This is a genomic window from Pseudoalteromonas sp. Angola-4 (assembly GCF_028599265.1).
In the GTDB taxonomy this organism is placed as follows: domain Bacteria; phylum Pseudomonadota; class Gammaproteobacteria; order Enterobacterales; family Alteromonadaceae; genus Pseudoalteromonas; species Pseudoalteromonas atlantica.
The window spans coordinates 148,898-161,998 of the sequence record NZ_JAQREK010000004.1; the positions used below are offsets into that span (position 1 = coordinate 148,898).

General features: G+C 40.0%; 9 protein-coding genes. All 9 read left to right on the top strand.

The window, feature by feature from the left end; all coding sequences use genetic code 11:
* The first annotated feature begins 17 nt into the window (after nt 1-17).
* Nucleotides 18-2,621: a type VI secretion system ATPase TssH gene (gene tssH / locus PSH48_RS07560; protein WP_273611270.1), complete on the top strand. Its 2,604-nt coding sequence runs from the start codon at nt 18-20 to the stop codon at nt 2,619-2,621.
* 237 nt (nt 2,622-2,858) lie between these two features.
* Complete coding sequence (locus PSH48_RS07565) at nt 2,859-3,338, top strand: Hcp family type VI secretion system effector (RefSeq protein WP_024032870.1); 480 nt, start codon at nt 2,859-2,861, stop codon at nt 3,336-3,338.
* A 74-nt stretch (nt 3,339-3,412) separates the two neighbouring features.
* Nucleotides 3,413-5,290 (top strand): type VI secretion system Vgr family protein, encoded by a 1,878-nt coding sequence (locus tag PSH48_RS07570; protein WP_064387133.1) that lies wholly within the window; start codon nt 3,413-3,415, stop codon nt 5,288-5,290.
* A gap of 7 nt (nt 5,291-5,297) precedes the next feature.
* Entirely contained in the window at nt 5,298-5,654 is a 357-nt protein-coding gene (locus PSH48_RS07575) for a hypothetical protein (RefSeq protein WP_024032868.1), read from the top strand.
* Nucleotides 5,655-5,691: 37 nt separating this feature from the next.
* Complete coding sequence (locus tag PSH48_RS07580) at nt 5,692-5,982, top strand: PAAR domain-containing protein (protein WP_024032867.1); 291 nt, start codon at nt 5,692-5,694, stop codon at nt 5,980-5,982.
* Between the two features lie 2 nt (nt 5,983-5,984).
* On the top strand, nt 5,985-7,010 hold the full coding sequence (locus tag PSH48_RS07585) for a hypothetical protein (protein ID WP_273611271.1): 1,026 nt from the start codon (nt 5,985-5,987) through the stop codon (nt 7,008-7,010).
* Complete coding sequence (locus PSH48_RS07590; RefSeq protein WP_064387130.1) at nt 7,007-7,858, top strand: hypothetical protein; 852 nt, start codon at nt 7,007-7,009, stop codon at nt 7,856-7,858. The genes PSH48_RS07585 and PSH48_RS07590 overlap by 4 nt, the downstream gene beginning before the upstream one ends.
* Nucleotides 7,858-12,639, top strand: coding sequence for an RHS repeat-associated core domain-containing protein (locus PSH48_RS07595; protein ID WP_273611272.1), 4,782 nt, complete (start codon nt 7,858-7,860; stop codon nt 12,637-12,639). Before PSH48_RS07590 ends, PSH48_RS07595 begins: the two co-directional genes overlap by 1 nt.
* Nucleotides 12,640-12,648: 9 nt before the next feature.
* On the top strand, nt 12,649-13,041 hold the full coding sequence (locus PSH48_RS07600) for a hypothetical protein (protein ID WP_126009393.1): 393 nt from the start codon (nt 12,649-12,651) through the stop codon (nt 13,039-13,041).
* The last annotated feature ends 60 nt before the right edge of the window (nt 13,042-13,101 follow it).

Here is a 13,101-nt window from a genome sequence, read left to right on the forward strand (position 1 = left end):
ATTAAAAGGAACACTGTATGTCTTCGATGACACTCAATAAATTAGTTGAAAAACTAAGCCCTGATTGCAGAAAAAGCCTAGAGGCGGCGGTTGCAATTTGTAATAGCAGAAGCCACTTTACAGTGGAGCTTGAACACTGGTTACTTGCCATGATTGAGCAACAACTAGATGATGTTAGACTTATTTTTGGCTCTTTTGACATTGATATTGAAAAAGTAAAACAAGACTTAAATCAATCTTTAGAAGCGTTTAAAACCGGTAGTGAGTCATCACCTAGTTTATCTGTACATGTTACTAGCTTATTAAAGCAATCTTGGTTAAGTACCAGTATTGAGTTTACAGATAATCAAATTCGCAGTGCCTACGTTATTTATACGCTTGTAAAAGACGATACCTTATCGAGCTTAGTAACCCGTTGCAGTAAGTTATTTAATAAAATAGAGCCAGGGCAGTTACTTCATGCGTGGCCGGAAATAGTTGCTCAATCGCAAGAGCGTAATCACTCAGTACAAAACACGGCTAGTCAATCGGCTACAAACTCTAAAACCCCGAGCCTTGACCAATTTACTGTTGATTTAACTGCTCAAGCAAAAGCCGGAAATATAGATCCCATTTTAGGACGCGACTTCGAAATTCGCCAGATGGTTGATATTTTGACCAGACGCCGTCAAAACAACCCTATTTTAACCGGTGAAGCGGGTGTAGGTAAAACAGCCGTAGTTGAAGGTTTAGCTTTAAGAATTGCACAAAAAGATGTACCTGCCGTGCTGCAGAATGTGAAAATTCACAGCTTAGATTTAGCACTATTACAAGCTGGCGCAGGTATGAAAGGCGAGTTTGAAAATCGTCTTAAATCATTAATTAACGAAGTGAAAAATTCAGTTAACCCGGTTATTTTATTTATTGATGAAGCTCATACAATGATTGGTAGCGGTGGAGCCGCAGGCCAAAACGATGCTGCTAACTTATTAAAACCGGCACTTGCTCGTGGCGAACTTAGAACCATTGCAGCTACAACGTGGGCTGAATATAAAAAGTTTTTTGAAAAAGATGCAGCTCTAACACGCCGCTTCCAAGTGGTAAAAGTAGAAGAGCCAACGCCAGAAAAAGCAGTGGCTATGTTACGTGGTTTAGTGCCCGTAATGGAAAAACACCACAAAGTATTTATTTCTGAACAAGCACTCGAAAGTGCAGTGCACTTATCGCATCGCTATATTACGGCAAGGCAACTACCCGATAAAGCGGTGGCATTATTAGATACAGCCTGCGCGCGGGTGGCAATGAGCCAAGCATCTACACCAAACACTATAGAGCAACTTGTAAATCGATTAAGCGAAATAGAAACACAAGTGCAGATGCTACACCGTGAACAAAAAACAGGTTTAGATCATTCAGTGCAACTAGATACACTTAAAACTGAACTTGTAACTATTGAAAAGCAGTTAGCGCCGTTAACTGAGCAATTTAAAGTAGAAAAAGAAATTGTAGCTGAGCTTAATCAGGCACTCGAGTCTATTAACTCAGAACAAGAAAATTCATCAGATGAAATTTTAGCCAATCTTAAGCAGAGTAAAGAAAAGTTAACTGCTTTTGAACATAATATGGTTCATTGGCAAGTAGATGAAGAGCTTATTGCACAGGTTATATCAGATTGGACTGGCATACCTGTAGGTAAAATGCACGAAGATGAAATACATGGCATTTTAAACCTTGCACAGCAAATGAAAAAACGTGTTGTAGGGCAAGACCATGGGCTAGATTTAATCGCTAAGGTAGTGCAAACATCTCGCGCCCAACTAGCAGATGAAAGCCGACCTAACGGCATTTTTATGTTGGCAGGTCCAAGTGGTGTAGGTAAAACCGAGACTGCACTTTCGCTTGCACAAGAAGTGTATGGCAGTGAAGAAAATGTCACCATTATTAATATGTCTGAGTTCAAAGAAGAGCACAAAGTATCACTACTGCTTGGTTCACCTCCTGGGTATGTAGGTTATGGCGAAGGTGGCATATTAACCGAAGCCGTAAGAAGAAAACCGTACAGCGTAGTATTGCTCGATGAAATGGAAAAAGCTCACCCTGGTGTACAAGATATTTTCTATCAAGTGTTTGATAAAGGTACAATTAAAGACGGTGAAGGCCGTGATATCGACTTCAAAAATACAATCATTATTATGACCTCTAATGTGGGAACTGATACCACCATGAGTTTATTTGAAGACGAAGAAAGTAAACCTAGTATCAAAGGTTTATTAAAAGCATTACAAGATGATTTACTCGCATCATTTAAACCTGCTTTTTTAGGGCGTATTAATGTAATACCTTACATTCCACTAAGTGACGATATTCTTACAGAAATTGCATCACTACAAATTGATAAAATAATTAAACGCGTTAATAAGCATTACGATGCTGAGCTTAAATATGAAAATGACGTAATAGAATATATTATTGATAATTGTCAAAATGCAGGGTCCGGTGCTAGGAACATTCATACCATTTTGCAAAATAAATTATTACCTTTGTTGTCGGAAGTTTTACTTTCTAGCATGATTGATGACAAAAAAATAAATAGTATATCGCTATCAGTTAAAGATAATGAATTTAATATTGAGTTAAATTAAAGTTTATTTAATTTAACTTAGTATTAAGGTTGTTTCTTTATTTTTAGGGTATTATAATTTTGGTGCCTTAAATCACTACATGGAATTTTGAGACATTGTCTTCATCTAAGGAAAGGAATCTGAAGGCCTTTTCATTGCTGTATTAAAGATAATGATTTCAAAGGAATTTTTGGGAAACCAAAGTAAATAATCCAGTCTAAATGGATAACATTGTTTAATTAAAAGGAGCATTATCAAATGCAAGCAAATACATATTTAAAATACGGTTCAATCAAAGGCGAAACTACAGCTGAATCTTTCAAAGATTTAATCACAGTATTATCTTTAGATTGGAACGTAAGCCGTGAAATTAGCGCAGCAACTGGTACAGCAATGGACCGTGAGTCTAGCTCTACTCGTCTTGGCGACGTTACTATCACTAAACTTCAAGATAAAGCATCTCCGGATCTTTTCAAAGAAGCGACAATTGGTAAAGGCTTACCAGCTATTTTCCATATCACTAAACAAGGTGATAAAGTTGAAGAAATCATGAAAATCGAACTTACAGATGCGATGATTTCTAGCTATTCAGTGTCAGTACAAAACGATCGTCCTATTGAAACAATCACTATCAGCTACACAGAAATGATGATGACTGTTACTCCAACAGACGACAAAAATAACATTACTGCTCCACTTGTATACGGTTACAGCGGTGTTAAAGGTCAACAAATGTAATATTTGTTATCTTATAATGGCTCTGGGCTTTTGCTCAGAGCTTTTTTTGATCTTTAGGATGGGAAAGGCAAGGAATGCAAACAGCAACACAAAATAACAACGTAATTCAGATTAGCACCCCTGCTGGTAAAGATGCCCTCTATTTAACTCGTTTTGTTGCCCAAGAGGCAATGTCAGACTTATTTGTTATGTCTGCCAATATGTACACAATTGGCAAGCAAATAGCACATGAAGATTTGGTTGGAAAGCCAGTATCTATTAAGGTAAAAAATGCACAAGGCGGCGGTGAGCGTTACTATCATGGAATAGTAAGCCATTTGGTTTCAAACGGCAGCCGTACAGCTGATGTAGAAGAACAAAAAAACTATATAGATTACCAAGCAACTATCGTCCCGTTTGCAGCATCTATGCGCAACCGTAAAAACAGCCGAATATTCCAAAAGAAAACAATTAAAGAAATATTTGCTGACCTATTTGGCCAACACAATGTTGCCTTTAGCGATAAAACCAGCAAAACATACCCTAAATACGAGTACTGTGTTCAGTACCAAGAGTCAGACTTTGACTTTATTCAACGATTGCTTCAACAAGAAGGTATTTTTTACTTTTTTGAGCATACCAACAGCAACCATACCTTGGTATTAGCTGATGATATTACCGCTTATGAAGTGTGCGACGAAGCAAAGGTAGTTTACTCAACTGGCCATTTAAGCGAATCTCATGTATCACGTTGGCAGGGCGGTTTAAGTATTGCGCCAGGCAGCTTTAAACGCGTTGGTTACGATTTTAAACAGCCATCACGCTACCCAGATGGTGAGCAAGCTAATCCAGAGTTACCGACGCAATCAGTATCAGAAATTTTTGAATACACGGGCGAGCAAGAATGCCACCCGCGCGCAGCTAATTTAGCATCTGTTCAGCTTGAGTCATTACAGCGAGACATGAAGCTTTCTAGTGGTCGCAGTGATTGTCGTTCATTTACAGTGGGTAAACTCTTTAGCTTTAAAAAGCATGAAGACCCACGTCTTGAAGGTAAAACATTTGTTATTACCTCTATGATGACGTCAATAACGGTGCCTAATCAGTCTGGCTCTCAGCAGTCGTCAGTAGAAGAAGTGTACTCGAACCATTTTGAATGCGTACCCAAAGATATACCCTACAGAGCGCAAATAAATAAGAAAAAACCAGTTATAAACGGTGTGCAAACGGCAATCGTAACTGGCGACAGCGCCGATGAAATAATGATTGACCAATATGGTCGCGTAAAAGTGCAATTTGACTGGGACCGAGAAGGTAAAAAAGATTCAAAAAGCTCGTGTTGGATCCGTGTTGCGCAAAATTGGGCAGGTAAAAAGTGGGGGGCATTTTTCTTCCCTCGGGTAGGCCAAGAAGTACTTGTAGACTTTATAAATGGCGACCCAGACCAACCAATTATTAGCGGAGCAGTGTACAACGCAGATTTAATGCCTCCGTATGCATTACCTGGTGAAAAAACACAAAGTGGTATTAAAACACGCTCTACTAAAGAAGGCGGAGCCGATAACTTTAATGAGCTAAGGTTTGAAGATAAAAAAGGCAGCGAGCTGGTTTATATTCAAGCAGAAAAAGATAAGCAGCTTTACGTAAAAAATGACCAAAACGACAAAACAGATCACGACCATAATATTGAAATTGGCAACGATCGAAAAGTTGATATTGGCAATAATGAAACACTAAAAGTGGCTAAAAATCGCAGTGACGATATAGGTGAAAACGACACGTTAAAAGTGGGTAAAACACTTAATATTGAAGCCGGTGACGAAATAGTAATTAAAACAGGCTCTGCACAAATTAAAATGAGCAGCAGCGGTAATATAACTATAGAAGGCACTAATATAGACATTAAAGGCAGTAACGTTAAAGTTGATGGTAGCGCCATTACTTTATCTGCCGGCATGATTAAATTAAATTAGTGCAGTTATGGAAATAATAAATAGCTTTTATACAGGGCATAGAAACGGCATTAATAATAATGGTTACGTTGTATATTGCCGTTATGGTTTGCCGTATTTAATTTGTTTACCAATAAATAGGCCAGATGATCCATTGCTAAATCCTGCATTAACGCATTTAAAAGCTATGGATGGTTATTATGCTAATCAGTTTTTAAGTAATTTACATAATGCTTTAAATAGTGAGGATACCATAGCCGCTTTATATCAGTACGCATTACAAAGCCCGGTATCAATTTCGGATTATAGTAAGGCAGAATTAGTTGATACATTATCGGGTTTAGTTTCTCAAAGTAAATTATTAATTATTCCTTTATTTGATTAGTTTTATTGTCAAAAAGTAAATAAGACAAGGAGTCTTTATGGGTAAGCCCGCAGCTACAATTGGTCATATGCATGTATGCCCTAAAACCACAGGTACAGTCCCGCATGTTGGCGGCCCTGTTGTGGTAGGCTCAACTAATGTATTAATAGGTAGCATGCCCGCAGCACGTAAAGGCGATATGTTAGTGTGTGTTGGCCCACCTGACAGCATAAAGTCAGGCTCTGGTAGCGTAAAAATTAACGGTAAACCCGCAGCTCGAATGGGTGATGATAGCTCCCACGGCGGAAAAATTGTTGTTGGTAACCCTACTGTATTAATAGGTGGCTAACCTTGCTGTCTACTTACATAAGTAATCATCAAGCACAATTGCTCAGTATTAGTAAGGCGCAGTGCTGCCCGTTTACTTCTGTAGGTTATGTAAAAACACTTAAAAAAAAGCTGTTAGAAACAACGTGGTTAACCGCTAAAAAAAATAATACTCCGCAACACTTTACACAACCCGATTTAACTTTAATTAATACGTTAGTAACGAGTGAGCAAAGCCTTGATGTGACTGCGCAGGCATGTATAGAGGTTATGGCTAATTTACCGCAAACAATTAACCTGGCTTTTATAAACTCGTTGCTCAACAGCCCATCCCTGCATGACTTAGCAAAGGCTGTTATTTATAAAGTTTTATTACAGCAACACAGCTTTAATTTAATTGCATTAATTGACTTAAACACTATTTATTTTGCATTGGCTAATAGCACCGAACAAGAGGCAACACCAGCCGAAACAGTGGCGCTTATCAGCGCATTCAACCCTAATGCAAACATACAAGTGCTAAAACATGTGTTTGATGAGCTATGTAAAAGTAAGCTTGTTAATTCACCGTTAATGTCGCTTTTTTTATTATCACTAAGTTGGGAACAAGTAAACGCATTAAGTAATTACGCAAGCAATGTTTTAACAGTAGATGACACTTTGCATGTGCTATTACAAAGTGGCTATATAAAGCTAGTGCCCTTAGCGTGTATGTCGTTAAACCAAGTAGAAAACCCAACAGCTATTATTGCCTTAATAAGGCGAATGCTCGGTGATAAGCTCGATTTACTCGTAAGCTATGACATTCAAGTAAATGCATTTAATGCTGAACAACAAGCACTAGTGGCTTTTAAACAGCAGTTACAGCAAAACTGGCCTAAATACGAGGAGGAGCTTTGCTTGCAGAGGTTTGTAGCTGGAAAATCTCTTAATAAAAGGTTAAACGCAATAGAAATGTCGGCAATGGACTGTTATAGCCAAGCAATATTTAATTTGTATACCTACTACAAATCGATGGCTAAAAATGTAAAAGCAGAGGCGCAAGCATGAAGGCGTTTAATGTAAACGTAAGCTGTTTTTCTACGCCTTTGTCGCAAGACATAGATACACTGCTATATGCAGATACTCCAAACCCACCTAACGGTATTACTTGGCAATCATGGAATGCCTGTATTTATGATTGCATAGTAAAAGCGAAAGAGCTTTTTGCTAAAGTAGAAGACTCAAACTTGCCACTTGTATGGTTATTGCCAGCACTTGCGTACCAAGATGAGCTAAAGCAGCTTTTAGCAAAAAGTTTTAAACAGTTGTTCCCTGAGCATGTAGAGCACTTATTATTTTATGGCGCTGTTGGTGCTAATACGTTAGTGCAGTTGGCGGTGCAAAAAAAATGGCATAAGGCAAACGTGATTGCCATTGATGCTACCTATAAAGCCGATAAAAACAATGAGTGGGTATACTTAGGAGTAGGTGGTGCACTCGCGACTATTGAAACGGCTCAAATTGGCTGGATGCAAACTAGTCATGAATTTGCTCCTTCAATAGATTTTATAAAGCACGACCAACTAGGCGGTATATTTTCAAAAATTGCACAGGATAATAAAGACCATATAGATCTTATATTTGCACCTGGCAACGGCATACATCAGCAAAGTGATGTTTGGCTGACTAATTTACAATTGCTCAGTAATTTAATTAATGAGCATACACATTATGAATTACCTAATTACAAATTAGGTAAAATTGGTGCGCTTGAAGGACTCGTCAATTTATATCAATTGACCTCAAGCCCGGCTATTGTAAATCACTTTAAACACGCGTTAGTGATTTCTCAAGAACAATCAAAATATCAGGCCGCAGCATCATACTTATGGATAAGTGAGGAAGTACACAACTAATGCAAAGTAATACGGTTGTTTTACAAGGAACGAGTTACCCCATTTGCCTAGTTGCTGGCAAAGGCCAAACGCCGTCAGGTTATGCGCCAACTGTGGCAAACACCCCTGAAACGGCTAAACAACAAATAGCTCAAATTGGTGGTGCGTTAACAGGTGACGCTGCCAAACGTCTTGATGTAATTAATTTATTAAATAGTGCTGGCGTTAACTGCCCACGCAGCGCATCAGCTCGCGAAACCGCAAGCGTACTTACCCAGGCCTTAGTAAGTGGCGCAGTAACGTGTTACCACCAAAAAGCAAAGTCGGCCATTCAAGTAAGCGATAATACTAATAGTGGCTCAGCGGGCAAAAAGTCGAGCAATAAATCAAGCTCAACTGCATCAGGTAAAAGCGCATCGCAAGCACCCGCTAAAAATACGGGGGGTGCAAGTAATAACACTGCAAGCGAAGAGCCCATTACAAATCAAGAGTGCCGCTCAGACCCGGTTTCAATGCTCTCTGGCGAAGAAATCCTCCCGCTTATCGACTTTACCCTAGCAGGCAGCCGCCAATTAATATGGCGACGTTTGTATCGCTCATCTCATGCTGATGTGTGCACAACAATGGGTAATGGTTGGCGCCATGACTTTATGGCAAGCCTTACTGAGCATTATTTGCCGCCACCAAAAGTGGGCCCTAAACAAAAAGGCACTTACTGGTTAGAGTACCAAGACGAGCACGGCGCTAAGCATAAATTTGAAAAGGTGAAGCCTGGCCAATCGAGCTATCAGTTAAGTAGTAACCTTGCGCTACATTACCAAACAAATGGTAAGCAAGTACTTGTAACACCAGATGACCAACACCTTACGTTTAAACCAGGCGAAAGCGCGTGGCTGCTTGAAAAAATAATTAACGAAAAAGGCCAAAGCATCGCGTTTTATTACGATGCAAAAGAGCGCCTACACCGTATAGAAGTAAACAAAGTACGTGGCTGTATAATTAGCTACAACGCGCAAGGTTTGTTAAGCAAAATAGCAGCGTACTACACCGATAAAAACAACAAACAGCAATTGCTATCGCCATTACTTGCAAGCTATGAGTACGACGAAAACAAAAACCTTGTTCAGTCTACTAATCAGCAAAACGAAACTGAGCGCTACGCGTATAACGCCGCTAATTTATTAACAAAGCGTACCCGAGCCAGTGGCTTTAGCCATCATTTTGAGTGGGATAGCTATTCACCCAGCGCTAAATGTATAAAGCAGTGGGGCGATAACAATACCTATACCTACCAGTTTGAATACAACCTTGAGCGCGGTGAAACAACCTGTATAGACTCTCGAGGCCACAAAGAGCACTTTGTACATAACGCACAAGGTAAATTGGTAAAACATACCGACCCTAACGGCAACGTTTGGCAATATACATACAATGCGCAAGGGCAAAAGCTCAGTGAAATAAAGCCCGATAGCAGCACAACGCGCTATAGCTATACACCTTATGGCCAATTAGAAACAATAACGCAGCCAGATGGTAGCCAAACCCATTTTGCTTACAACCAACTTGGGCAACGTGTATTAACTACCTTACCTGATGGCCAAACCATTACGCGTAAATACAGTGTGGCTGGCTTATTACAAAGCGAAACCTTTGGTGATGGCCGCACCACGTTATACAGCTACGATAAGCTCGGCCAGTTAACCCAGCATATTAATAAAAATGGTCAAATCACCAAATTTATTTGGAACGAGCAAGGCGAGCTATTAGCAAAGCATCATAACGATGAGTTAATACGTTACAGCTACGACAGCTTAGGCCGCGTAAATGCCACACTGAATAACGCAGGCTTACTCACCCAATATAAATACAATGAGCATGGCCAGCTTACACAAACAATTGCCTTTGATGAAAACGAGCCTGAAAATAAGCAGCATCAATACTTTAGCTACGACGAAGCAGGGCGATTAATTAGCTCGCAAAACAGCAAAGGCGATACCACAGAGCAACACTTTGAAGGGCTAAGCCAACCGCATTGTGTTATTCAGCCCGATGGTAGCGCACTGCATTTAACCTACGACAAAGAGCGAAACTTAACAGCCATAGAGCGAAGCGACGGCCACGTATACCGCATAAGTTACGACGCGAACGAAAACCCAACACAAATAACCGGGTTTGACGGCACGCTACAGCAGTATAAGTACGATGCCTGTAACCGCTTAGCCTCAGTAACGCAAAGCAACAAACGTCATGTAAAAATAGAGCGCGATAGCCTTGGCCGTGTAACTGCACAGCATGCAAGCCTTGCAAGCGACTCACATATAATTAATAACGCCAATTACTACAGCTACACAAAGCAAGGTAACATTGCGCGTGCACATAATGCACAATCAACCTTAAAGCAGCAGTTTGATAAAGGCGGGCGGCTATTGTGCGCCGAGCAAGTTAATAACCAGCAACAAGCGCATACCTTAAAGTACAGTTACGACGAATACGGCAGAAGGCAAACCCTTACCCTGCCAGATTCAACTACGCTTAAATACAGCTACAACCAGTTTGGCCAGCTAAGCGGCATTAACTTACTGCAAACCAACAGCAAAGAGGTAGAACTTGCAAAGCCGCTTGTAACATTAAGCTACGACAGCCAAGGTAATATTAAAGCCCAGCAGTTTGGTAACAGCATAACCCTTACCCAACAGTTTGATGTATTCAACCGTTTAACGCAGCAACAGCTTACACATCCAGCGCAAGCATTATTCGATACCTGTACGTACAACTACGACAGCGTCAACCAGCTCATTGCCCGTAAAAACGAAGGCGTAAGCAGCCAAAACATCAATTTTGAATACAACAGCTTGGGTCAGTTAATAAAACAAACATTGGCAAGCTCAGGTGCTGATACAATCACACACTACCAGTGGGATAGCTTTGGTAACCCGCAAAGCCAAACAGTTAAATCAAACACAAGCGATGCAGACCTTAGAGATACAGGCGAGCAGGGTATAGAACATGATGCAGCCAGTAACGAGCATACAGCCAGCTCTTCTATTGATTTAACACACGCCACCCATAGCGAATATAACGAGTTAGCGCCAAATAGTAGTGGAAGTAGTAGTAAAAATAGTAGCAACGTTGACTCAGTAGCAAACAATGAAAGTACTAACAACACCACAATAAACAGTGCCACCGACGCCGACCGCCTAACACACTTTGGCGACAGCGACTTTTACTACGATGAATTCGGTAACCAAATACGCGAAACCGGCAAAGGCATTAAAACCCGCCGTGAATACAACGCGTTTAATCAGTTAAGCTGTTTTAACAACAACGGTACGCTCACCCAATACGACTACGACCCACTCGGTCGTCGTATTGCTAAGCACACCGAGCACGGTAAAATTGACTACATTTGGGATAACGACCAGCTAATCGGCGAATACCAACACGGTGAATATACTTGGTATATCAACCTGCCAAATCAATTTCACCCAGTAGCGCTGATTAAAAAAGGCGAGGTGTACTACTACCACCTAGACCAACTGAACACCCCACGTTTTGTAACCAACAACAAAGCAGAAGTCGTTTGGGAAAACCAAGCCGATGCGTATGGTTATGAAGAGCCAGAAGCCGACTTTAATACAAAAAGCAGCTTCACTCAGCCAATCCGTTTTCAAGGGCAATATTTAGATGAAGAGAGCGGCCTGCATTACAACCGTTATCGCTACTACAGCCCCAAGCAGCAACGCTTTATAAACCAAGATCCGATTGGCCTAGTGGGTGGAATAAATCATTATCAATATGCACCGAATCCGGTTAATTGGGTGGATCCGTTTGGGTTGAGTTGTAAGGAAGGGGTAGCGACTGTCCTAAGAATAGGTCGTGGCAAAGATACTCATTTTGCTATTCAGATAAAAACTAAATTTGAGGTTACTAAAACTCATCAACTAGGTGGAACTGATGATAATGGTATTAGTAGTAGAACTCTTATTGATAGCTACGATGAAGAGGAAGATTTTGCTGGCAAATTAATAGAAAAAGCTACAATAAAACTACCAAATGCGATTGCTGCGATTGATTTACAAAGACAGCTAATGCTCAATAGTGAAATAGCTCTTGATGCTGCTGATGGTGATCCTGATAATTTACAAACTCCTTTATATGATGCTGCTACTCAAAGCTGCCTAACGCATGTTTTCGATGTATTGGAGGCAGGTGGGATAGAAGGTACGCCAAAAAGTTCCTCTATTCGAGATAAATCGGTCCGTAAATTTACACGTGATATGATGAATGGGAAAGTTGGCGAAGAAGAGGTTTCTGAAGTTGTGGAAGAGTTTGAAGATAACAAAGCAACTTGGAAGATTGATAGTAAAGGTAGGCCTATTTCAGTTGAGGCAACGTTAAAATCTACTTATCATGGTAAGCGCTCATCTAAAGAGAAAAAAGCACAAAGTGAAGCTGGTGGTGAGGCTAGGTTAGCTGATGATGATGGCGGTCATTTAGTTGGCCATCGCTTTATGAGTGATCAAGGAGAGAAAAACTTATTTCCACAAAACTCTAACTTTAATCGAGGTAGTTATAAGTCGATGGAAAATGAGTGGGCAGATTGGACCGAAGCTGGATATGAGGTCAAACTAAAGGTTTCGCTTGAGCCCCCTGGAACAGCTCGACCTACTGATGTAATTAGTGAATATGAAGTATTTGATCCTAAAAGTAAAAAAAGGGTATATAAAAAACGTCATAAGTTTAATAACCAAAATGGGCAAACTTATGTGCGAGTCCCAAAAGAAGTAATGCAAAAAATGTAGAGGTTAAATGTGAATATAAAAGATGAAGCACTCATGGATATTGCGCAATTATTTTTGCGCTGTTCTGATCTTATTGACTATGAGTGGAAGGAAGTTACTTTTGTTTTTGAGTTTGGCGAGGGGTGTACTTCTAACTCCGGCTTTTTATATGATGGTGAAGAGATTACACCTGCCGCAGCTTCAATTGAAGATGAACAATTGCTATTAGATAATACTTTAGAGCAATTAAGAGAAGATATTTATCAGCAATGCGGTGAAAAGTTCAATCAACTATTGTTTCAAATGGAGAATGAAACAAAGCGCTTTAAAGTAGACTTTGAATTTGATAATCCAAACCGGTGGGCTATTACACCTAGTAATATGTTCGAAATGCGAGAGAAACTTCGTCCTAAGTTTGACTGAGTTTTAACGTAATATTAATAAATACGTAGAGTATTATAATTAAGTCTAGTAACACTTTTA

Bases quoted from the DNA above. Each gene is read 5' to 3' on its own strand.
- PSH48_RS07570 (WP_064387133.1), top strand. From the start codon at position 3,413: ATGCAAACAGCAACACAAAATAACAACGTAATTCAGATTAGCACCCCT.
- PSH48_RS07575 (WP_024032868.1), top strand. From the start codon at position 5,298: ATGGAAATAATAAATAGCTTTTATACAGGGCATAGAAACGGCATTAAT.
- PSH48_RS07565 (WP_024032870.1), top strand. From the start codon at position 2,859: ATGCAAGCAAATACATATTTAAAATACGGTTCAATCAAAGGCGAAACT.
- PSH48_RS07590 (WP_064387130.1), top strand. From the start codon at position 7,007: ATGAAGGCGTTTAATGTAAACGTAAGCTGTTTTTCTACGCCTTTGTCG.
- tssH (WP_273611270.1), top strand. From the start codon at position 18: ATGTCTTCGATGACACTCAATAAATTAGTTGAAAAACTAAGCCCTGAT.
- PSH48_RS07580 (WP_024032867.1), top strand. From the start codon at position 5,692: ATGGGTAAGCCCGCAGCTACAATTGGTCATATGCATGTATGCCCTAAA.
- PSH48_RS07595 (WP_273611272.1), top strand. From the start codon at position 7,858: ATGCAAAGTAATACGGTTGTTTTACAAGGAACGAGTTACCCCATTTGC.